Source organism: Actinomadura keratinilytica, assembly GCF_039539665.1.
In the GTDB taxonomy this organism is placed as follows: Bacteria; Actinomycetota; Actinomycetes; order Streptosporangiales; family Streptosporangiaceae; genus Spirillospora; species Spirillospora keratinilytica.
The window spans coordinates 1-21,042 of sequence record NZ_BAABDO010000087.1 but is presented as its reverse complement, the minus strand read 5'-3'; the positions used below and the strand labels follow the sequence as shown (position 1 = coordinate 21,042).

General features: G+C 72.9%; 18 protein-coding genes and 1 pseudogene. 11 read left to right on the top strand and 8 right to left on the bottom strand.

Translation table 11 applies throughout. The features are described 5' to 3' along the window. The first annotated feature begins 106 nt into the window (after positions 1-106). Positions 107-547: an HNH endonuclease gene (locus tag ABD879_RS23490; RefSeq protein ID WP_345023733.1), complete on the top strand. Its 441-nt coding sequence runs from the start codon at positions 107-109 to the stop codon at positions 545-547. Between the two features lie 2,446 nt (positions 548-2,993). Continuing rightward, positions 2,994-4,016, top strand: a complete 1,023-nt coding sequence (locus ABD879_RS23485) for a VldE C-terminal domain-containing protein (protein WP_345023732.1) — start codon at positions 2,994-2,996, stop codon at positions 4,014-4,016. A 614-nt stretch (positions 4,017-4,630) separates the two neighbouring features. Here the strand turns inward: ABD879_RS23485 and ABD879_RS23480 are convergent. Then, positions 4,631-5,680, bottom strand: a complete 1,050-nt coding sequence (locus tag ABD879_RS23480) for a Gfo/Idh/MocA family oxidoreductase (protein WP_345023731.1) — start codon at positions 5,678-5,680, stop codon at positions 4,631-4,633. 85 nt (positions 5,681-5,765) lie between these two features. On the opposite strand from ABD879_RS23480, the gene ABD879_RS23475 reads away from it, so the two are divergent. The 4 genes from ABD879_RS23475 to ABD879_RS23460 all read left to right on the top strand — a co-directional run bounded on the left by ABD879_RS23475 (position 5,766) and on the right by ABD879_RS23460 (position 9,078). Further along, positions 5,766-6,173, top strand: coding sequence for a hypothetical protein (locus ABD879_RS23475; protein WP_345023730.1), 408 nt, complete (start codon positions 5,766-5,768; stop codon positions 6,171-6,173). An 80-nt stretch (positions 6,174-6,253) separates the two neighbouring features. Beyond that, positions 6,254-7,513 (top strand): hypothetical protein, encoded by a 1,260-nt coding sequence (locus ABD879_RS23470; RefSeq protein WP_345023729.1) that lies wholly within the window; start codon positions 6,254-6,256, stop codon positions 7,511-7,513. Beyond that, the gene (locus ABD879_RS23465; RefSeq protein WP_345023728.1) at positions 7,510-8,121 is read left to right on the top strand and encodes a hypothetical protein; all 612 of its coding nucleotides are present in this window, start codon (positions 7,510-7,512) and stop codon (positions 8,119-8,121) included. Before ABD879_RS23470 ends, ABD879_RS23465 begins: the two co-directional genes overlap by 4 nt. Before the next feature lie 93 nt (positions 8,122-8,214). Next, complete coding sequence (locus ABD879_RS23460; protein WP_345023727.1) at positions 8,215-9,078, top strand: LLM class flavin-dependent oxidoreductase; 864 nt, start codon at positions 8,215-8,217, stop codon at positions 9,076-9,078. A 44-nt stretch (positions 9,079-9,122) separates the two neighbouring features. Here the strand turns inward: ABD879_RS23460 and ABD879_RS23455 are convergent, their stop codons facing one another. From ABD879_RS23455 to ABD879_RS23445, 3 genes are all read right to left on the bottom strand, one after another. Continuing rightward, positions 9,123-9,665, bottom strand: coding sequence for an MBL fold metallo-hydrolase (locus ABD879_RS23455; RefSeq protein ID WP_345023726.1), 543 nt, complete (start codon positions 9,663-9,665; stop codon positions 9,123-9,125). 95 nt (positions 9,666-9,760) lie between these two features. Then, the gene (locus tag ABD879_RS23450; RefSeq protein ID WP_345023725.1) at positions 9,761-10,510 is read right to left on the bottom strand and encodes a hypothetical protein; all 750 of its coding nucleotides are present in this window, start codon (positions 10,508-10,510) and stop codon (positions 9,761-9,763) included. Positions 10,511-10,693: 183 nt separating this feature from the next. Next, on the bottom strand, positions 10,694-12,100 hold the full coding sequence (locus ABD879_RS23445; RefSeq protein WP_345023724.1) for an aldehyde dehydrogenase family protein: 1,407 nt from the start codon (positions 12,098-12,100) through the stop codon (positions 10,694-10,696). A 232-nt stretch (positions 12,101-12,332) separates the two neighbouring features. Between ABD879_RS23445 and ABD879_RS23440 the strand changes: the two genes are divergently transcribed. Then, on the top strand, positions 12,333-12,776 hold the full coding sequence (locus ABD879_RS23440; protein ID WP_345023723.1) for a hypothetical protein: 444 nt from the start codon (positions 12,333-12,335) through the stop codon (positions 12,774-12,776). Between the two features lie 218 nt (positions 12,777-12,994). Here ABD879_RS23440 and ABD879_RS33025 read toward each other — a convergent pair. Both ABD879_RS33025 and ABD879_RS33020 read right to left on the bottom strand, forming a co-directional pair. Further along, positions 12,995-13,315, bottom strand: a pseudogene (locus ABD879_RS33025) (ATP-binding cassette domain-containing protein); the annotation flags it as partial. Then, the gene (locus tag ABD879_RS33020; protein WP_425549653.1) at positions 13,213-13,674 is read right to left on the bottom strand and encodes an ABC-2 transporter permease; all 462 of its coding nucleotides are present in this window, start codon (positions 13,672-13,674) and stop codon (positions 13,213-13,215) included. The pseudogene ABD879_RS33025 and the gene ABD879_RS33020, both read right to left, overlap by 103 nt. On the opposite strand from ABD879_RS33020, the gene ABD879_RS23430 reads away from it, so the two are divergent. Beyond that, a complete protein-coding gene (locus ABD879_RS23430; RefSeq protein WP_345023722.1) occupies positions 13,589-13,771 on the top strand; it encodes a hypothetical protein in 183 nt (60 codons plus the stop codon). The genes ABD879_RS33020 and ABD879_RS23430 overlap by 86 nt on opposite strands. Positions 13,772-14,431: 660 nt before the next feature. Here ABD879_RS23430 and ABD879_RS23425 read toward each other — a convergent pair. Further along, positions 14,432-15,172, bottom strand: coding sequence for a DUF7873 family protein (locus ABD879_RS23425; protein ID WP_345023721.1), 741 nt, complete (start codon positions 15,170-15,172; stop codon positions 14,432-14,434). A gap of 286 nt (positions 15,173-15,458) precedes the next feature. After that, a complete protein-coding gene (aceA, locus tag ABD879_RS23420; protein WP_345023719.1) occupies positions 15,459-16,742 on the bottom strand; it encodes an isocitrate lyase in 1,284 nt (427 codons plus the stop codon). Between the two features lie 149 nt (positions 16,743-16,891). On the opposite strand from aceA, the gene ABD879_RS23415 reads away from it, so the two are divergent. The 3 genes from ABD879_RS23415 (at position 16,892) to ABD879_RS23405 (ending at position 20,966) form a co-directional block, all read left to right on the top strand. Continuing rightward, positions 16,892-18,328 (top strand): helix-turn-helix transcriptional regulator, encoded by a 1,437-nt coding sequence (locus ABD879_RS23415; protein WP_345023718.1) that lies wholly within the window; start codon positions 16,892-16,894, stop codon positions 18,326-18,328. 175 nt (positions 18,329-18,503) lie between these two features. After that, on the top strand, positions 18,504-19,481 hold the full coding sequence (locus ABD879_RS23410) for a glucosyl-3-phosphoglycerate synthase (RefSeq protein WP_345023717.1): 978 nt from the start codon (positions 18,504-18,506) through the stop codon (positions 19,479-19,481). Positions 19,482-19,736: 255 nt separating this feature from the next. Beyond that, positions 19,737-20,966, top strand: coding sequence for an acyl-CoA dehydrogenase family protein (locus tag ABD879_RS23405; protein ID WP_345023715.1), 1,230 nt, complete (start codon positions 19,737-19,739; stop codon positions 20,964-20,966). Positions 20,967-21,042: the final 76 nt, after the last annotated feature.

The window sequence follows — 21,042 nt, the reverse complement described above, 5'->3', positions numbered from 1 at the left end:
CGAATTCCCGGCCCATTCCTTTGTGGTTCGTCGGCGGAACGCCGCGGCGTCAATGCGGATGACCAGGTTCGGACCCTGGCGGAGGAGCGGCGAGGAGGTGAGACCGATGACCGTTCTCGTGCTGAATGCGTCGTACGAGCCGCTGCAGCGTGTCAACGTGCGGCACGCCATCCGCATGCTCGTGCGCGGCGTGGCCGTCGTGGAGGAGGCCGAGCAGGACCGCACCATCGGCCCCTTTCCGGTGCCGCGCGTCCTGCGCCTGGTCAAGTACGTGGTCATGCGCTGGCGGCACGGTAAACGCCCGCCGTGGAGCAAGCGCGGCGTCTACCTGCGCGACCGCGGACGGTGCGGGTACTGCGGCGGCCGCGGCGACACCATCGACCACGTGCTGCCGCGGTCCCGCGGCGGCGGCGACACCTGGGGGAACACCGTCCTGGCCTGCGGCAGGTGCAACAACCGCAAGGGCGACCGCACCCCCGCCGAGGCCGGTATGCGGCTCCGCGCCGCCCTCCGCACCCCCCGCTGGGACGAACTCGTGAACCTGTGACCCGGCCCCCGCCCATGGCGGGCGGGGGCCTAGGGTCTGTCCGGTGGATCATGGTGGGCCCGCAGCAGTGCGGCGACCAGGGCGATCCCGACCACCCTGCGGTGTCGGCAGGGCGGCCGCATCGGCGACGGCCGGGGGCCGCCATCCCCGGCCGGTCGCGGCTTGACGGCGGCGAAACCGCAGACACGCAGCACACAGCGGCCGCCCCGGCCGGCGCCCACCCGCACTCAAGAGCTGGACGCCGAAGACCACCGGCCGCGGCCTAGGTTGTGTCCGGTCGATCTTGGCGGCTGCGTGCCCGCCTCCGATGCAGCCGCCCCGCCGACACCGCAATGCGGTCGAAGCTCGCACCGGCTACCAGCCCGGAGTGAGGCGCGGCAGCGCCACCCCGACGCCGGGACCGGTCCGTCACCGACGGGCCGGAGCACCCGGCCATCGCGCTGCCGCGGATCCACCATGATTCACCGGACACGCCCTAGGCCATTTCCAGGCAGGCACTTCTCAAAAAGAACGGCACGACCCCCAGACCGCGTCCGGCGAATTATGAGGATCCGCAGCAATACGACGATCAGGGGGACCACGGCCCGATAGCGGCGGGCAAGCTCCTTATGGCATGTGGCGACACCGCCCCGACGTCCGTTCCCGTTGATACGGCGTCCGTCCACATTGCGCCGTCGTCAGGGCGACCGATCGAGACGGGCGGGCCCGCCCGATCGGCTGACCGGCACGTCCGCCAATGGCGGCGGCGATGCCGCAGGGCCGCACAGGCGCCGGATCTCTCGGCAGCCGCACAACTCGCATTTCAGATCAACCGCAGCGGAAACGCCAAGATTCACCGGACAAGGCCCAGGCTGTGTCCGGCGGATCGCGATGGATTCGCAGCAGTGCGGCGACCAGGGTGATCTCGGCCCGCTAGGGCCTGTCCGGTCGATCATGTGGATCCGCAGCGGCGCGGTGGCCGGGGTGCTCCGGCCGGTGGTGGCGGGCCGGGCCGGGCGCCGGGGGGCGGTGCCACGCCTCACTTCGGGCGGGTCGGTGCCTTTTTGGACCGTTTTGTTCTGTCGGCGGGGCGGCTTCACCGGAGGCGGACACGCGGCCGCCATGGTCCACCGGACACAACCTAGTGGCAAGCGAGATCGGCACGGCGGGTGGCCGACATCGCGCAGTCACTTCAGCCGGTTGACTACACAGCGGCATCGGCAGGGGGCGGCATCGGAGACGGGGTGGGCGGTCACCATTCCGGTCCGCTCGCAAAAGGCGACGGCGATGTCGCAGAGCCGCAGCAGACGGCGGCCGCCCCACAAGATCAACCACAGCGGGAGGACGACCACCGGACAGGGGCCAGGCCCCTCAGCCACTCGCAAGCCCCGAACGGGCATCGGGCACTCCCGCTCGACGAGCCCACCGCCCGACAGGCCCGCTCGGCTCTACGAGTCCGCTGGTTCGACCTGCTCGCCGGTGCGGCAAGTCCGCTGGTGCGACGAGCCGCCGATCTGACGAGTCCATCGGTCAGATGAGCCCGGCTGGTCCGATGTGCCCACCGATGCGGCGGGCTGGCCGGCTTCGTCGGCTTGATGGGTGCGCTGGTTCGGCGAGTTCGCCGGTGCGGTGAGCCTGCCGGTGTGACGAGTCCGCTGGTTCGACCTGCTCGCCGGTGCGGCGAGCTCGCTGCGAAGAGTGGGCTGGTCCGACGAGTTCACCCGACGAGGCCGCCTGGTCTGCAGGACCGGCGGGCCGAGGAGGGGGCTCGGTCGACGGCCCGGCCGGGTCGCGAGATGGGGTGGTGGACGGCGGCAGGAATCTGTGGAACGACGACCCTCCTCCAGCCGAACCGCGAGCGAGGGCAGAAGGTCGTCGTCGGCCAGGACCATAGGGAAAGCGCTTGATCGCCGCCCTCTTCACCAAAGGGCACTGGCTTCTCGAAGGCGTCCCCGGCGCTGAAGGCCGTGCGCCCGTTTTGGAGCTGTGGAATGTCCGGATGCCCGGGGGGCGGTGAGGGGACTGGGCTTAGGCGGTGGTGTATCCGTCTTCGGACTTCGTCGGGTGCGATTGCCTTGATCGGTGGCCGGGCGCATGGTGGCGGACTCCCTCGGCGGTGGTGGCGGACCTGGGGCGGTGGCGCGTGGTCGGCGTGCATGGCCGTTGGGCGTGTAATCGGTGTCTGGCAATTCATAGCGGTGTTGTTCTGGGAGGTGAGGTGTTTATCACGGTGTGCTGCGGCGGAACGGGGTGAATGTGGGAGGAATCTCTGGCGGAGATCGGGAACTTCGCGTCGGCTGCGGTTGTGACCTGGGCGGAGGCGGGCGGCGGACGAAGTGGTGATCTTCCCGTTATGGGCGCTTCGTAGTTTCTGTGTGACGCTATGTGTTTGTCGGATGGGACGGGAGCAATTGGGGGTTTGTGGTAGCGTGCCGCCAATCTTCTGACGGTCTCTAAGGAGAGTTCTGTGGCGTCCCACCATCCCCTCGACCGGAAGCGGCGATCCGGCGGCGGACGGACGGCGGCGCGGCGGTGCCTGGCCGTGGCGTTCGCGCTGGCGGTGACGGCGGCGCTCCCCCCGGCCCCCGGTGCCGCGGCTCCCGCGGAGCCCAAGGACTCCACGACCGAACTGGCCAAGCTGCGCAAGCGGGCGGACGCGCTGGCCAAGGAGTACCGCGGCGAGCTGATCGCCCTGGAGGAGGCCAAGAAGGCCGCGCAGAAGGCCGCGCAGGACGCCGAGCGGCTGTCCAAGGAGTTCGAGACCCGGCGCGGCGACGTCAGCCGCCTGGCCGCCACCTCGTACATGACCGGGCGCATGGACACCATGGCGATGGTGACGGCGGACGACCCGGGCGCCGCCGTCCGCGACGCCGCCGTGGTGGAGCACCTGGCCCGCAGCAACCGGCTGCGCATCAAGAACCTGGAGACCCTGGCGGCCAAGGCCGAGCAGTCGCGCAAGGACGCGGAGGCCAAGGTGGCGAAGGTCCGCAAAGAGGTGGAGGACCTGGAGTCCCAGCGCGCGCGGGTGAAGAAGCTGCTCGCCAAGTACAAGCCGGAAAAGCCGTCGAGCTCGTCGGGCAGCGGCGGGACGGCGGGGCGGCCCGACGGTGCGACCGGCACCAAGTCGCCGATCGTCGGCAACACGATGACCGCAAGGATGCGCACGCTCATGCAGGCCATCGACAGCAGGTTCGGCCCGTTCCCGACGATCGGCTGCTACCGCGGCGGCGACCCGCAGGACCACGGCTCGGGCCGGGCGTGCGACTTCATGGAGAGCACGGCGGGACGGATGCCCAGCGCGTCCGCGCAGGCGCACGGCGACCGGGTGGCCCAGTTCGTCATCGACAACGCGAGCCGGTACGGGGTCAAGTACGTCATCTGGAAGCAGCGGATCTGGGACACCCGCAGCAGCGGCGGCTGGCGGCAGATGGAGGACCGCGGCAGCATCACCCAGAACCACTACGACCACGTGCACGTCTCGGTGCTCTGAACCGGCGCACCGCGCATGGCCTCGAGCGGCTGTGCGTACGGTCCGCTGGTTGCCGGCGGTGGTCTGGGGTGGTGCGGGGCGTGATGTGAGTGCCGGGTGGCGTTCGTCGCCTGAGGCGGTGGCGGGTCCGCGCGTGTGTGCCTTCGCCGGGGCGCTCGGGGTGGGTGACTCGGAGGGCCGGATTCGGTTGCGACGTGGCAGTGGTTGGTCACGGGGTGAGCCATGCGGCGCGTGGCGTCGAGTTGCTGTATGTACGGTCCGCTGGCCGTCGGCGGTGGTCCGGGGTGGTGCGGGGCGTGACCTGAATGCCGGGTGGCGTTCGTCGCTTGATGTGGTGACGAGTCAGCCCGTGTGTGCCTTCAGTGGGGCGCTCGGGGTGGGTGACTCGTTCGGGCCAGGTCTGGTTATGGCGTGGCAGTGTCGGTCATGGGGGAGCCACGTGGCGCGCGGTTTTGAGCAGCTGTATGGGCTGTTGGGTGGAGCGGGGCGTGGTTTGTGGTCTGGACGTCGGGTGGGGGCGCTTCGCCGTGAGTTCGGGGGCTGAATGGTTTCGGGGCGTTGCGGTGTGGTGGTGCCGGTCACCTGCGGGGTGACCGGCACCTGGTCAGAAGCGGTTACTTGAGGGAGACGACGCGGGACTCCCGGGCGGCGGTGACGGCCGCTTCGATGATCTCCAGGCCGGTGATCGCGTCGGTGAGGGTGACCGGGGGCGGTGCCTCGCCGCGCAGGGTGCGCACCACGTCGGCGTAGAAGTCCTGGTAGGCGCCGGGGTCGGTGGGTTCGGCGCGGTCGGCGCCGGGGGTGCCGAGGCGGCCGTACGCGCGCGGCGGGGCCATGCCCCAGTCGGGGTCCAGGGGGGTCAGGCCCCGGCGCAGGGCCTCCTCCTGGACGTCCATGCCGGACACCGTGTAGGCGGCGCGGTGGCCCAGCACGCGGAACCGGGGGCCCAGCTGGGCGGCGGTCGCGCTCATCCACAGGTGGGAGCGCACGCCGTCGTCGTGGGTGAGCGCCAGGAACACGTCGTCGGGGGTCGAGGCGTCGCGGCGGCGGACATCGATCTCCGCGTAGACCTCCCGGGGCCGTCCGAACAGGTGGACCGCCTGGTCGATCAGGTGCGAGCCGAGGTCGTAGAGGATGCCTCCGGCGTCGCGGGGGTCGGGGCTCTCCTTCCAGCCCGGCTTGGGCCGCGGGCGCCAGCGTTCGAACCGCGACTCGAACCGCAGCACGCGGCCGAGCGCGCCGGAGCCGACCAGGCGCCGCACGGTGCGGAAGTCGCCGTCCCAGCGCCGGTTGTGGAACGGGATGACCGGCAGGCCGCGCACCGCGCTCAGCGCGGCCAGGGACCGGGCCTCGGCCGCCGACGTCGCCGCGGGCTTGTCCACCACGACGGGGATGCCCGAGGTCAGCGCGGCGCGGGCGAGGGGGACGTGCTGCCGGTTCGGCGTGGCGATCACCACCAGGTCGTAGGTTCCGGTGGACTCCCAGAGCCGGTCGGTGCTGTCCAGCACGCGGGTGTCGGGGTAGCGCGACCGCACCGCCTGTTGACGTCCGGGGTCGCGGGTGACCACGGCCGCCAGCCGCAGTCCCGGGACCGAGGAGATCAACGGGGCGTGGAACACCGCGCCCCCAGTGCCGTATCCGACCAGTGCCACCCGAAAAGTCATGGTCCGAATGATTGCGGATGCGCTCCGACCTGCGGTGACCGGGGGTGGCGCTCCACGTCGGCGGGGCGGTATGGGACGGACCGCCGTGACCGCGCTCGTCCCCGCGGTGCTCGCGGGCACCGCGTCGCCCGACCCGGCGCCCGGCGGCCCGCAGCGGCCGTACGAGCCGGACGTCGGCGGGCCGCGCAATCTCGACACGCTCGCGGTGACGGCGGCCAAGGGTGCCGGACGCGGCGTCGCGATCGCGTTCGACCGGCGCAGCCGCATCGCGTCCGGGCAGGTCCCCGCCGCGGCCCGCCGCTTCGTGTTCTTGTTCGACCGCTCGGTCCGCTTCATGGGCCCTGGACGCCATCCTGCCGCCGCCCCCCACGCCCCGCAGGACAGGCTGGGCACCTCCCGCCGAGACCCGGCTGTGCTGAGTCCGGCATTCCGGAGACGGGCCCCGCCGCCGAATTGCCGGATTGCCCGGCGGCGGGGGACGGCGACTCGGTAGGTTCACCCGATGATCGTCGAACGGGGGAGGCGCCGCTCCTGCGCGCGCCACCCCCTCCCGGAAGGAACCACCCGAGGACCATGAACCAACCCCCCGCATGGTGGGCGGCCCTGACCGGCGACCCGGTCGGGGAGCGGCTCGGCATCGACTGGCGCGCCCCCGACCAGTGGGAGCCCGCCGACGCGCACGGCGACGCGGACGGCCGCGAGTCGCCCGGCACCGTGAGCATGGAGCACCTGGACGACGACGACCTCGAGCTGCGCGAGGGGAAGGTGCTGGTGGGCACCGGCCCGGCGGTGGTGCGGCGCGGCATGGGGTACGAGGTGGAGGCCGCCTGGTACCTCGACCCGGCCGAGCCCGACCGGCTGTGGTGCGCGCTCGGCTCGTTCTACCCGGCGTGGCTGTGGATCCCCGTCGAGCCCACCGCGGACGGTGTCGCCGAGGCGCTGGAGGGCGTGTTCCCCCGCCCCGCGCTGCGGCGCGCCGAGCTGACCTCCTTCGCCCGCGGCTTCCTCGGCTTCCGGCACGAGGTGCTGGTGCCCGACGTCTACGACGGCACGTTCGTCGAGATCAACGGGCCGGACCTGGACCGCTACTTCACGCTCGTGCAGTACGTCGAGCCGCAGTCGTGGGGCGGCGAGCACCTGGACGACCCGCTGCCCGACGACGCCGGGTCCGTCCGCCCCCTCGACACGCTCGCCGCCGACCGCGACGGCACGCACAAGCGGCAGCGGCTCGGCCGCGTCCCGTCGATGACGTGGCGGACCCTGCACTCGCGGTCCTACCTGTCGTTCGAGATCCACACGCAGGGCATCGTGTGCGCGGCCGTCCGGTACCGGCCCTCGCCCAAGTCCCACCATGCGGTGGTGCGGCGGCTCAACGACACGCACGAGGAGAGCTTCCCCCTCGACCTTCCGCTGGACGTGGTGGGCGCGCTCACCGGGTTCGACTACTGCGCCGAGGACGACCTGGTCGATCCCGACGAGATGGAGGTCGACACGCACGTCGGCGGCGCGCTGCGCATCCGGGCGGCGCTGTGGCACGGCGACCTGCGCCGCACCATGCGGCTGCGCGAGTACGCCGCCCGGCCCGAGCCCGGCCTGCGCCGCCACCTGGTGCAGATCGCCGGCTGGTACGGCTACCGGTTCCTGCTCCAGGAGCTCGCGCTGAGCGAGACCGACCCGCGGCTGCTGGCGCAGATCGAGGAGCTGCTCGACCGGCCCGCCGCGGACACCTTCAACGCCTTCGGGGACCACTTCGGCGGCGACCCGGTCATGGTGGACGGCGCGGGGAACCCGGTGGAGACCTGGGACGATCCGGACGGGGAGGACGAGGAGTGACCGAGACGCCCGGCTTCGAACGCGGCGCGGTGCCGGCCGACCACGCCGACCGGGAGGCGCTGGAGGCCCTGGCGGCCGCCCGCGGCTGGGAGCGCATCGAGGACCGGCCGCCCGGGTTCGGTGAGACGGGCCGGCAGGTCTGGCGCGCCGGCGACGCGGTCCGGCTCGTCCACCTGGAGTCGGCCGAGCTCGGCGCCCGGTACGTCGGGGCCGAGGGCGCGGCGCAAGAGCCCGTCGAGGAGGTGTTCGCCGCGGTCGCGGCCGTGCTGCCGACCGTGCCGGTCGAGGAGATCCTGGCGGGGCTGCTGGCCGACCCGATGCCGGCGCCCCGCGACCTCCTCCGCGGGCTGAACCGCCTGGTCGCGGCCGACCTGCCGGCCCTGGAGTCCGGCGGGCGCCGTCCGGAGGACCCCCGCTACCGGCAGGTCGTGGAGCGGCTGGCCGGGCATCCCGACCGGCAGGTGCGCCGCGCGCTGCTGTCGGCGGCCGACCGCCTGGCGGCGGTGCGTCCGGGGCTGGCCGGGCCGATCCTGGCCCGCCGCGGTGAGGAGACCGAGCTCGGCCACCTCGTGGACGCCTTCGCCGCGGCCGTCGAAGCCCGCCGCTGAAGCGGCGCTGAAGGACGGCGCCCCGCCCGGCGGGCGCCGGCCGGGGCATGGGATGATCATGGTGGGTGGCGGGGCGCAGGGGAGGGGGCGCAGGTGACGGCACCGCGGATCAGCACGGTCATGTGGCCGATCGAGTCGTGGCCGGAGGCGGGGCGGATGTGGCGGCGCGCCGAGGAGCTGGGATTCGAGACGGCGTGGGTGTACGACCACGTCGCCTGGCGCGGCACCACCCCGTGGTACGACGCGTACACGACGCTGGCGGCCGCCGCGGCCGTCACCTCCCGCATCCGGCTCGGCACGCTGGTCACCTCGCCGAACTTCCGGCATCCCGTGCCGGCCGCGCACGCGATCAAGACGATCGACCACATCAGCGGGGGGCGGCTCACCGTCGGCATCGGAGCGGGCGGCGGCACCCGCCGGTCCGACGCGGGCATCCTCGGCGGCCCCGAGTGGTCGCCGCGGGAGCGGGCCGCCCGGTTCGAGGAGTGGGTGCGGCTGCTCGACCTGGTGCTGCGCGGCCCGGAGACCACCTTCACCGGCACCTACTACTCGGCGCGGGAGGTGCTGACCGAGCCCGGCTGCGTGCAGCTGCCCCGGGTGCCGTTCGCGATCGCCGCCACCGGCCCGCGCGGCATGCGGCTGGCCGCCCGGTACGGCGCCATGTGGGTCACCACCGCGGGCGACGCCGAGGACCCGCGCGCGACCGTGCGCGACCAGCTCGCCCGCCTGGACGAGGCGTGCGCCGCCGAGGGGCGCGACCCCGCCGGGCTGCGGCGGCTGCTCGCGACCGGCTTCAGCCGCGAGCCGTGGCTGCGGTCGCCCCAGGCGTTCGCCGACCTCGCCGGAGCCTATGCCGAGCTCGGCATCACCGACATCGCCGTGCACTGGCCCCGCCCCGGCACCGACTGGGCCGCCGACATGAAGGTCTTCGAGGCCGTGGCCGCGTATTCCGGGTGATCCCCGGCGGGGCGGGACGCCTGACGCGCCGGCCGGCGCGGCCGTCACACGCGGTACCGGCCGCCCTCCACGCCCCACTCGCCGAACGGGGGGTCCCGGCCCGCGTCCATCGCCGCGCACGCCTCCTCGTCCAGGCGGGCGAACACGAGCCTGCGCACCGACAGCCGCCGCGCCGCCTCGACGGTCTGCCGCATCCCGGACGTCCCGGCGAAGACCAGGTCGGCGTCCTCGGCCCACAGCGGCAGCCCCCGGCACTCGGGCGCCCAGACCGCGGTGCGGCGGCCCGCCGCGATCCGGTAGCCGACCGGCGCGTCCCCCGGAAGCGGCAGCGGCTCCACCTGCAGCGCCCCGTGCCGGAACGACGCGACGGCCGGCTGCGGCATGCCGCTGTCGGCGGCGATCCGGCACAGCCGGGGGTGGCCGGCCTCGTCGCGGCGGCGCACCAGCCACGCCTGGACGGTCTCCGGCGGCTCCGACCCCGGGCCGCCGTCGAACCCGACGTGCGTGCGCCCGTACTCGACCAGCAGCCCGGCGGGTGCGAACCGCGGCGACCCCGCCGCGCCGATCCCGAGCAGCACCAGGCGCACACTCCGATCGTCGCCCCGCCCGCCGCCGAAGGTGAACCATGCCCGGTCAGGGGTTCGGGATGGCGATGGTCAGGGGCGCGGCGGCGGGCCGGAGGCTACTCGTACATCTGCCCGCAGACGGCGATGCGGGCCAGGTCCGCCCAGGACATGGAGGTCAGCGGGCGCACGTACGAGCGGGTCGGCGGGGCGCCGGAGCCGGCGGGCAGCGGGACGCGGGCGCCGTCCGCGGCGTCCCAGCCGCCGAGGCTTCCGGCGACCGCGCACTCCAGGTAGGTCGCCAGGTCGAAGTTGTACCAGCGGGCCGGGGTGGCGCGGCGGCCGCCGCCGGGCGGGCGGGGCGCGTCCACGCCGACGCGGGCGTGCGGGCCGGGCGGCGCGGCCGTGAAGTCCGCGAGGTCGGCGAGCTGGGACAGGATGACGCGTTCCCAGTCGGCGTGGCCGTGCGGTTCGGCGCCCGGCAGCGACAGGTCCGCGGTGCTCCACGCCGGGTCGTAGTCGGGCGGCGGGGTGGTGGACGCGGCGGAGAACATGGCCGCGACCTCGTCGGGGGCGAGGGACTCGCGGTCGCTGAGCGGGGCGCTGACCTTCCACAGCGCCCGCAGGAACGCGGGCAGCGACCAGGACGCCGCGCGCGCCTCCTGCCCCAGGTGCAGGAAGTGCAGGTACAGGTCGCGGTTGGTGCGCACGGCCGGCCCGGGCGGGCCGGACACCCGGTAGGCCTGCCCGTCCGGCGCGCCGCTCTGCAGGGCCAGCACCTGCGCCAGGGCCGCTATCCGCGAGTCGTGGGCGGCGACGTGGAACTCGTTGCCGTCGCCGTCCCGGCCCATGACGTCCCACGTCTGCATGCGGCCCCTCCACCTGCTCGGAGTCGTTCACATCCCGGGCAGAGTCTCGCATCCGGGCAGGTGCCCACCAGGTATCGAGAGGTCACTTTCTTGGAGCGAATTCCTGTTCGCCGCATAGAGGGACGAAACAGGACGAGGCTCCCGGGTGTCCGGGAGCCTCGCACGCGCGGCGCCGCCGCGGGGTCAGCGCTTGGCGCGGTGGATCACCTGGATCTCGGTGAACCCGTACAGGCCCCACGGGCCGTTCTCCACGCCCACGCCGCTCCACTTGAACCCGCCGAACGGCTGGTGCGGGGCGAGCGCCAGGTGCGTGTTGACCCAGGCGGTGCCGCATTCCAGCCGGGCGGCGACGTCGGCGGCGCGGTCGGCGTCGGCGCCCCACACCGAGCCGGACAGGCCGAAGTGGGTGCCGTTGGCGCGGGCGATCGCCTCGTCCAGGTCGCGGTACTTCACGACCGGCAGCGCCGGGCCGAACTGCTCCTCGTCCACGATGCGGGTGCCGTCGGACAGGTCGGCCAGGATGGTCGGCTCGAAGAAGTAGCCGGGCCCGTCGACCGGGCGGCCGCCCGCCGCGGCGCGCGCGCCGCCCGACAGCGCGTCGGCGACCAGCTCCTTGACCCGCTCGTACTGCGGCGCGTTGTTGACCGGCCCGTACTCGACGCCCTCGGCCATGCCGTCGCCGACCTTGGCGGACCGGGCCTTGGCGGCCAGCGCCTCCACCACGTCGTCGTAGAGGCTCTCGGGCGCGTACACCCGCTTGATCGCCGAGCAGACCTGGCCGTTGTTGGCGAACGCCGCGCCGAACAGCCGGTCGGCGACGGCGGCCGGGTCGGCGTCGTCGAGCAGGATCGCCGGGTCGTTGCCGCCCAGCTCCAGGGTGACCCGCTTGAGGTCCGGGGCGGCGGCCGCCGCCACCCGCTTGCCGGTGGCCACGCTGCCGGTGAAGCTGATCTTGCGGGGCGTCGGGTGCGCGGTCATCCAGGCGCCCAGCTCGTCGCCGCCGGTCACCACGTTCACCACGCCGGGCGGCAGCACGTCCCGCAGCAGCTCGCCGAGCCGCAGGCTGGACAGCGGGGTGAACGGGGACGGCTTGAGCACCACGGTGTTGCCGGCCAGCAGGGCGGGCGCCAGCTTCCAGATCGCCAGCAGCAGCGGGAAGTTCCACGGGGTGATGGCGGCCACCACGCCCAGCGGGCGGCGCACCACCTCCACCAGCGCGTTGTCGTCGTCCTGGATCACCTCGCGGGGCAGCTCCAGGTCGGCGAAGTACTTCAGCCACACCCCGGCGCCGAACACCTCGGTGGTGGCGTCCTTGAGCGGCTTGCCCTGCTCCAGGGTGATGATCCGGCCGAGCTCCTCCGACCGGGCGAACAGCAGGTCCGCGGCCGCCTGCAGCGCCTTGCGGCGGGCCGCCTCGTCGCCGCGCCAGGCCGGCAGCGCGGCCTGCGCGGCGGCCATGGCCCGGTCGAGCTGCTCGCGCGTGCAGTCCGGGGCCTGCGCGGCCACCTCGCCCGTGGCGGGATTGACCACCCCGAACGTGCCCGGTGCGGAGACGGCCTCGCCATCGATCGTCATGGTGTAGTCGGACACCCTGGATCCTCCTTGGCAGCGGTACCGAATGGGGTTCAGTATTGCTTCCCCCGGTGCCGCGGGCCAGACCGGGGCGGCCCCGCGGGCGGATCCCGGATTCTCGGACATGGTCCGCCGGGGGCGGCCGGGGCGGAATGAGTGCGCGTTACCGATGTGCGTGGTGTGATGGAACGGTACGGGCGTCCACCGGCCCGCCGCCCCCCCGCGGGCCGTGCGAAGGATGTGATGTGCGATGCGCCATGCGTTCGGACTGCTGCTCGGCGTCGTGCTCACCCCGGCGCTGCTGTACGGCGCGGCCTGGGGATACGCGCAGGCCGCCCGGTCGTTCGACGTGGCCGGGCAGGAGATCACCGACCGCACCCGCATCCACGGGTCCTTCGCCCTGCTGGCCGCCGTCGGCCTGGTGGCGGGTGTGATCATCGTCGCGCGCTGGGCCTCGCCGCTGGTGTCGCTCGTCCCGGCCCTGGTGCTGCTCGGCCTGTCGGCCTACTTCCTCCTCGACCCGGGGAGCGCCCTCGACCTGCCAAGCCGCGTCCCCCCGGCGGGCGAACTGGACGCCGGGCTGCGGACCCTGCTCGGCTCGGGCCTGTACGCGATGGTCGGCTTCGCCCTGCTGGCGCCCACCTGGGCGCCGCGCCGCTGGTCGAGCCGCCCCGACGACGCCCCCCCGTACTGAGAACCGGGCCGCCCCGGGCCCCTGCCGACTGGGGGCGCGGTCGTCGCGGGCCCGGCCGTAGAGCCGGGTCGCCGGCTCCTCGATGTCGGTCTCCCGCAGCGCGATGTCACCACCTCGTACCGCTCGGCGACCGCCGCCACCACGGCCGCCGCGTTCGCCTCGCGCGGCAGCCGCAGCCACTGCCGCGGCCCGTCCACCCGCACCGCCGCCACCCCGGGCAGCGCGCTCAGCTCCGCCAGCCGGGCCCGGAACGCCGCCGCCTCCACCCGGTGCAGGTGCCGGACGAGGGTGAGGCTGCCGCGCAGCGGCAGGTCCCACCACAGCGTGGTGCGCTGCCCGAACACCACGCCCAGCCGGCGGGCCGGCGCGGTGCGCTGCCGCGACGGGTCCGGCCCGCACACCCGCACCGTGCCCGACGACGGGGTCAGGATGCCCGTCAGCATCTTGATGGTCGTCGACTTGCCCGCGCCGTTGGGCCCCAGGTAGCCGACGAACTCGCCCGGCTCGACGCGGAACGACACGCCGTCCACCGCCTGCACGCGCGTCCGGCTCCACCGCAGCCGGCCCGTCCTGCGGCGCACGGTGAACGACTCGGCGACGCCCTCGACGCCCCTCGGTCAGCTTCCCGTCGATCGGTGGCGGCGCAGCCCGGTCCGCCACGCCACCGCCGCCGGCGCGCACACCAGCACCGCGACCCTCCTCCGTGGCGATCTGGATCAGCGGGCTGACGGGGCGCACCAGCAAGGTGTCCAGCGTCCCCGTCCGTGATGTGCCGGCCCAGCCGCTCGGCGGCGCCCAGCAGCACGTCCGCCATGGCGAACGACAGCGTGCTCGTGCCGTACAGGAACAGCACCTCGGGCGCGGTGTGCCCGGCGATGCGCGTCGCGTGCGCGAACATCAGCACGATCGCCACCACGTCCAGCGCGCTCACCACCCCTGCAGGCCCACCGGCCGGGGTCAGGAAGCAGAACGTGACCGCGTCGGCGACGTCGTAGCCGCCCAGCGCGGGACGCTCGTGCCGCAGCGCCACCAGGACCCAGGCGCGCATGAACCCGAACGCGGTGTCGGTGACCGCCTCGGCGGCCAGGCTGAGGGGATAGGCGGTGTGACGGCGGAACGCGTACCACGCGACCCACGGAAGAACGCCGGGAGCGTACGCCTGATCACGCAGCCGTTCCAAGCGTTCGCCGCACAAAAGGGTGGACCCCGGGGCTTACCCATTCCCCGGGGCCCTTGGTGGGTTCCGCTCTGCTGCGCACGCCGACCGTTTAAGGAAGGCGGATCAGTCCTGATTTCTCGCGCTCTACCGGCTGAGCCACCGCGCCGCGAGAGGCGCGGACCAGATTCGAACTGGTGCCTCGAGATGTGCCGTCCGCCTCCGATCGGTCCGGCGATGAGCGGAAGGTGCTGATTCTGGAGCGAGAGTCTGAGCGTGAACCGCGCGGCCGCTCTACCGCTGAGCTACCCGGGGCACGAGTACCCGGGGGAGGATTCGAACCTCCGACCGACACCGCGGCGGGTGGTCAGACTGAGCCTCAGTCTCAGCTTCACGCCCGGGTCGCCCCGGACGCGCCCCCGCGCTCCAGCGGGGGAGCCCTGTTCAGTTGTAGAAGGTCAGTTGGAGAAGGTCGGCTGCAGGAGGCCGGCCGTGGGGGTCAGTTGTCGCGGCCGAACAGGTAGGCGAACACCGCGTCGCCCACCTTGCGGTCGGTGACCTCGATGCCGTTGGCCTCCTCGCGGGCGAACTTGACCGCCGCCTGCAGGCGCTCCACCCGGTCGCGCAGCTCGTTGACGCGCCGCGCGGGCATGGCGCCCGAGAACGACACCTTGGTCCACGTGCCCACGATGACGTCCTCGTGGTACATCTCCACCTGCGCCGGGTGCTTGTCGGTCGCCTCGTACAGCACGTGGCTGCGCGGGACCTTCTTGGTGCGCGCGGTCTCCACCGGCTCGCTGCGCCACACGTCCTGGCCCTCGTCGTAGGTCCAGGTCTCGGCGGGGTCCAGCACCGGCAGGCGGCTGATCAGCGTGTGCACCTCGGCCAGCTGCTTCTCCAGGAACAGCAGGTACGTCACCGGCACGTCCGACAGCAGCGTCCGCCCGTCGACCACCACGTCGGCGCGGGCGTCGCAGTTGGCCCAGTCCTTGGTGGCGACGACGTCGAACAGCCGGGTCAGCGACCGGGCCGCCTCGCGCAGCACGTCCTCGGCCTTGACCTGCACCTTGGTCGACTCGGGCGGCAGCGTCTCGCCCTCCTCGTCGCGCGGCCGGTAGGTGCGGGAAATACCGGACAGCAGCGCCGGCTTCTGCAGTTCGTGGTAGGCGTCCGACAGCTCGCGCTGCGTGCGCGACTTGACGCCCTTCTCCACGGCGATGATCTGGTTGAGCCTGGCCATGGGCCGGCGTCACCCCTCCCCGTTCGTGATCGCGTGCCACGGTACTCGGGGAGTGAAGGCGTCGCATGCCATTTTTCGGCTTATTCCGGCTTTATTGCGGCGGTGAGGCGCGCAACGAGAAGGCCCCTCCGGGTGTAGGGCGGAGGGGCCTTCCGTGCCGGCGAGCGGAGCCGGCCCGGCCCTCAGAGGTGAGCCTTACGCGGACTGAGGACCTTCGGGACGGGATCCCAGGGGCGAGACGAGGATCCCGGGCTGGCGGGAGTGCGGGGGCGTCCCCGCAGGGCCGTCAGTGGAACTGCTGCTCCTCGGTGGAGCCCTTCAGGGCGGTGGTGGAGGAGTCGGGGTTGATGGCGGTGCTGACCAGGTCGAAGTAGCCGGTGCCGGCCTCGCGCTGGTGCTTGACGGCCGTGAAGCCCTTCTCCACCGCGGCGAACTCGCGCTCCTGCAGGTCGACGTAGGCGGTCATGCCCTCGCGGGCGTAGGCGTGCGCCAGGTCGAACATGCCGTAGTTGAGCGCGTGGAAGCCCGCCAGGGTGATGAACTGGAACTTGAACCCCATGTGGCCCAGCTCGCGCTGGAACTTGGCGATGGTGGCGTCGTCCAGGTGCTTCTTCCAGTTGAACGACGGCGAGCAGTTGTAGGCGAGCATCTGGTCGGGGAACTCGGCCTTGACCGCCTCGGCGAACCGGCGGGCCTGCTCCAGGTCGGGCGTGCCGGTCTCCATCCAGATCAGGTCGGCGTACGGCGCGTAGGCCTTGGCGCGGGCGATGCACGGCTCGATGCCGTTGCGGACGCGGTAGAACCCCTCGGCGGTGCGCTCGCCGGTGATGAACTCGCGGTCGCGCTCGTCGACGTCCGTGGTGATCAGGGTCGCGGCCTCGGCGTCGGTCCGCGCGATGATCAGGGTGGGGACGTCCTCGATGTCGGCCGCCAGCCGGGCGGTGTTGAGCGTCTTGATGTGCTGGGAGGTCGGCACCAGCACCTTGCCGCCCAGGTGGCCGCACTTCTTCTCGGAGGCCAGCTGGTCCTCCCAGTGCACGCCCGCGGCACCGGCGGCGATCATGCCCTTCATCAGCTCGAAGGCGTTCAGCACGCCGCCGAAGCCGGCCTCGGCGTCGGCCACGATCGGGGCCAGGTAGTGCACGTCGCCCGACCCCTCCGACCACTGGACCTGGTCGGCGCGCAGCAGCGCGTTGTTGATCCGGCGGACCACGGCGGGCACCGAGTTGGCCGGGTAGATGCTCTGGTCGGGGTAGGTCTGCCCGGCCAGGTTGGCGTCGGCGGCGACCTGCCAGCCGGACAGGTAGATCGCCTTCAGCCCCGCCTTGACCTGCTGGACGGCCTGCATGCCGGTGAGCGCGCCGAGGGCGTGGACGTAGTCCTCCTCGTGCAGCAGCTTCCACAGGCGCTCGGCGCCGAGGCGGGCCAGGGTGTGCTCCTCGTGGACCGAGCCGCGCAGCCGGATCACGTCCTCGGCGGTGTAGGTGCGCTCGACGCCCTTCCACCGCTCGTCGGTCTCCCACCTGCGCTGGAGCTCCTCGGCGGCGCCCTTGAGGCGACTGTCGCTCATGATGTTGCCCTTCTGTGTCGTCCCCTGGGTGCTTGTTCCGACTATGCCCCCGGTGTCCGGCCTTGATGAACCGGCGGGTAGCAGAAGATGTGATGATTTTTCGCTAGTATGAAGCCATGACGACCTTGCGGTCAGAAGAATCTCTCAACTTGACGAGTGACGTAGACCTGGTGACGTTCGGGCAGCGGCTGCGCCACCTGCGCAAGGCCAGGGGGATGACGCTGTCGGACCTCGGCGACCGGGTCGGGCGCGCCCCGTCCCAGCTGTCGCTGCTGGAGAACGGGCGGCGCGAGCCCAAGCTGTCGCTGCTGCAGGCGCTCGCCGCCGCACTGGAGGTGCCGGTGGAGGAGCTGCTGCGCCGCCAGCCGCCCAGCCGCCGCGCCCAGCTGGAGATCGCCCTGGAGGAGGCGCAGCGCGACCCGCTGTACCGGTCGCTCGGCCTGTCCCACCTCAAGGTCAGCAAGCGGCTGCCCAACGAGGTGATCGAGCACATCCTCGCGCTGTACGGGGAGCTGCGGCGCGCCCGCACCAAGCCCACCGCCAGCCCCGAGGAGGCGCGCAAGGCCAACGCCGAGCTGCGCCGCCAGATGCACGAGCGCGGCAACTACTTCGGCGAGATCGAGCGGGTCGCCGCCCAGACCCTGGACGCGGTCGGCTACCGGGGCGGCGCGGTGTCCCAGGGCGTGCTGATGGCGCTGGTGAGCCACTTCGGGTTCGAGCTGCGCTACGTCCAGGACCTGCCGCGGTCGGTCCGGTCGATCACCGACCTGCGCAACCGGCGCATCTACCTGGAGCGCGAGCAGCTGGGCATGCACACCCCCCGCACGATCCTGCTGCAGACGCTCGGGCACATCGCGCTCGACCACGAGGTGCCCCGCGACTTCGGCGACTTCCTGCGCCAGCGGGTGGAGGCCAACTACTTCGGCGCCGCCGTGCTGGTGCCCGAGCGCTCGGTCGTGCCGTTCCTGCAGGAGGCCAAGGCGGCCCGGGAGCTGTCGGTGGAGGACCTGGCCGACGTGTTCTCGGTGTCCTACGAGATGGCCGCGCACCGCTTCACCAACATGGCCACCCACCACCTCGGCCTGCAGCTGCACTTCACCAAGAACGACGAGAACGGCACGATCTACAAGGCGTACGCCAACGACGGCCTGGTGTTCCCGCAGGACGAGAGCGGCGCGATCGAGGGGCAGCGGATGTGCCGCCAGTGGGCGGGCCGCCACGTGTTCCAGACCGCCGACCGGTTCTCGGTCTACTACCAGTACACCGACACCCCCACGGGCACCTACTGGTGCCTGTCGCACATCGACCCCAGCCACGAGCGCGACTTCGCGATCACGCTGGGCGTGCGGTACGAGGACTCGCGCTGGTTCCGCGGCCGGGAGACCACCAACCGGCACCGCTCCGCCTGCCCGGACGGCGACTGCTGCCAGCGTCCGCCCGCCGAGCTGGCCGAGCGCTGGGAGGGCATGGCCTGGCCGTCGGCGCGGGCGCACTCGCACGTGCTGTCGGTGCTGCCGCCCGGCGCGTTCCCCGGCGTGGACGAGGCCGACGTCTACGCCTTCCTCGACCGCCACGCCGCCGGATGACCGGTGTGTTGTCGGGCTGTTAACTCTTCGGGTCGGCTGCCGCAAGGGTGTTCCAACGGCGGGTGAACTGCGGTGAGCTGGCGTTCTGCAGGTCAGTGGAGGCCCGCGCCGGGCTCCGCCGGGGGACGGGGGCCGTCCTCCGCGACACCGAGACGGCCTGCGGAAGGGAGGACGCGTGCTGCCTGAGGTCGCGTCGTGGCTGCGCCGCCGGACCAGCGCGTCGGCGCAGTGGCCGCTGGAGACCCTGCTCGCCGCCAAGGGCGGCACCCGGATCAGCGTCGTGCTGCCCGCGCGCGACGAGGAGGCGACGGTCGGCGCGATCGTCACCGCCATCCGGGAGGACCTGGTCGACCGGGCGCCGCTGGTGGACGAGATCGTGGTGATCGACTCGCGGTCGACCGACCGGACCGCCGAGGTGGCGGCCGCCGCGGGCGCCGACGTGGTGGCCCAGGACTCGGTGCTGCCCGGGCACGGCCGCATGTCCGGCAAGGGCGAGGCGCTGTGGAAGTCGCTGGCCGTCACCACCGGGGACGTGCTCGTCTTCGTGGACGCCGACCTGCGCGGCTTCACCTCGTCCTACGTCACCGGGCTGCTCGGCCCGCTGCTCACCGATCCCGCCGTGGGCTATGTCAAGGGCTGCTACGACCGTCCGCTGCTCACCGGGGACCGCCCGGTCGAGGGCGGCGGCGGCCGGGTCACCGAGCTGGTCGCCCGCCCGCTGATCAACCTGCACTGGCCGCTGCTGGCCGGGGTGATGCAGCCGCTGGGCGGCGAGTACGCCGGGCGGCGGGAGCTGCTGGAGCGGCTGCCGTTCGTCACCGGCTACGGCGTGGAGCTCGGGCTGCTGCTGGACGTGTACCAGCAGGCGGGCCTGGACGCGATCGCGCAGGTGGACCTGGGCCGGCGGGTGCACTCGCACCAGAGCACCGAGGCGCTGGGCGCCATGTCCGGGCAGATCCTGCTCACCGCGTGGTCGCGGCTGCAGCGGCACGGCCGGATGATGCCGCTGGAGGCCCCGGCGACCGCGCTCGCCCAGTTCCGCCGCGGCGCCGGCGGCCACGACGTGCGGGTCAGCGACGTCGGCGTGGGCGAGCGCCCGCCCATGATCGAGGTCCCCGAGTACGCCGAGGGGCGGCGCTCCCTGCTCTCCTGACCTCCGGGGCCCCGGGCAACGGCGCCCCGGGTTCCGGCGCACCGCGAACCGGCGTCCGCCACCGGCCGAAGGCGGCGGGCGCCGGTTCCGTTATGCCCTCGGCCTGCATGGACTCCGCGAGGCCCTTTCCCGCCGCGCCCGGCGCCGCGATGGCGCGGGTCGCCCGGCGGTGTGAGTCCCGCCACGGGTGTTACCGGTGGTAACCCAAAGCTGCTACCGTTGGTAACAGAAGATATTGGAGAAAGGGTCAATAAGATGACGAGTGCCGAGGCCGCACCGTTCTCCCTGGAGCCCGGCGAGGACATCCGCCAGGTGCGGGACTGGGTGCACGAGTTCGCCCGCGACGTGGTGCGCCCCGCCGCCGAGGAGTGGGACGAGCGCGAGGAGACCCCCTGGCCGATCATCCAGGAGGCGGCCAAGATCGGCCTGTACTCGCTGGACTTCTTCGCCACCCAGTGGCTGGAGCCGACCGGCCTGGGCATCCCGGTCGCGTTCGAGGAGCTGTTCTGGGGCGACGCGGGCATCGCGCTGTCGATCGTGGGCACCGGCCTGGCCGCCGCCTCGGTCGCCGCCACCGGCACCCCCGAGCAGGTCGGCGAGTGGGTGCCGCAGATGTTCGGCACCGCCGACGAGGTGAAGCTGGGCGCGTTCTGCGCCTCCGAGCCCGACGCCGGCAGCGACGTGGGCTCCATCCGCACCCGCGCGGTCTACGACGAGGCCAAGGACGAGTGGGTGCTCAACGGCACCAAGACCTGGGCCACCAACGGCGGCATCGCCAACGTGCACGTCGTCGTCGCCTCGGTGCACCCCGAGCTGGGCTCGCGCGGGCAGGCCAGCTTCATCGTCCCGCCGGACACCCCCGGGCTGCGGCAGGGCCAGAAGTTCCGCAAGCACGGCATCCGCGCCTCGCACACCGCCGAGGTGATCCTGGAGGACGTGCGCATCCCCGGCCGGCTCATCGTCGGCGGCAAGGAGCGCTTCGACGAGCGGATCGCCCGCGCCCGCGAGGGCAAGCGCACCAAGGGCCAGGCCGCGCTCAAGACGTTCGAGACCACCCGCCCGGCCGTGGGCGCGATGGCGCTGGGCGTGGCCCGCGCCGCCTACGAGTACGCGCTGCAGTACGCGTGCGAGCGCGAGCAGTTCGGCAAGAAGATCGGCGAGTTCCAGGCCATCGCGTTCAAGCTGGCCGACATGAAGACCCGGATCGACGCCGCCCGGCTGCTGGTGTGGCGGGCCGCGTGGATGGCGCGCGCCGGGCACGACTTCACCAACGCCGAGGGGTCCATGGCCAAGCTGATGGCCAGCGAGACGGCCGTGCACGTCACCGAGGAGGCCATCCAGATCCTCGGCGGCAACGGCTACACCCGCGAGTACCCGGTGGAGCGCATGCACCGCGACTCCAAGATCTTCACGATCTTCGAGGGCACCAGCGAGATCCAGCGCCTGGTCATCGGCCGCGCCGTCACCGGGCTGCCGATCCGCTAGGGGCCAGCCGCCGGGCCCCGCGCCGGGCCCGGGCCGGGCTCGCCCGCGCCGCCCGCGCCGTCCGCTCGGGGCGGGC

Excerpts from the sequence above, each read along its gene's own strand:
- ABD879_RS23490 (WP_345023733.1), top strand. The coding sequence starts at position 107 with ATGACCGTTCTCGTGCTGAATGCGTCGTACGAGCCGCTGCAGCGTGTC.
- ABD879_RS23450 (WP_345023725.1), bottom strand. The coding sequence starts at position 10,510 with ATGCAGACGTGGGACGTCATGGGCCGGGACGGCGACGGCAACGAGTTC.
- ABD879_RS23425 (WP_345023721.1), bottom strand. The coding sequence starts at position 15,172 with ATGGCCAGGCTCAACCAGATCATCGCCGTGGAGAAGGGCGTCAAGTCG.
- ABD879_RS23480 (WP_345023731.1), bottom strand. The coding sequence starts at position 5,680 with ATGACTTTTCGGGTGGCACTGGTCGGATACGGCACTGGGGGCGCGGTG.
- ABD879_RS23405 (WP_345023715.1), top strand. The coding sequence starts at position 19,737 with ATGACGAGTGCCGAGGCCGCACCGTTCTCCCTGGAGCCCGGCGAGGAC.
- ABD879_RS23440 (WP_345023723.1), top strand. The coding sequence starts at position 12,333 with ATGCGCCATGCGTTCGGACTGCTGCTCGGCGTCGTGCTCACCCCGGCG.
- ABD879_RS33020 (WP_425549653.1), bottom strand. The coding sequence starts at position 13,674 with ATGTTCGCGCACGCGACGCGCATCGCCGGGCACACCGCGCCCGAGGTG.
- ABD879_RS23430 (WP_345023722.1), top strand. The coding sequence starts at position 13,589 with ATGGCGAACGACAGCGTGCTCGTGCCGTACAGGAACAGCACCTCGGGC.
- aceA (WP_345023719.1), bottom strand. The coding sequence starts at position 16,742 with ATGAGCGACAGTCGCCTCAAGGGCGCCGCCGAGGAGCTCCAGCGCAGG.
- ABD879_RS23470 (WP_345023729.1), top strand. The coding sequence starts at position 6,254 with ATGAACCAACCCCCCGCATGGTGGGCGGCCCTGACCGGCGACCCGGTC.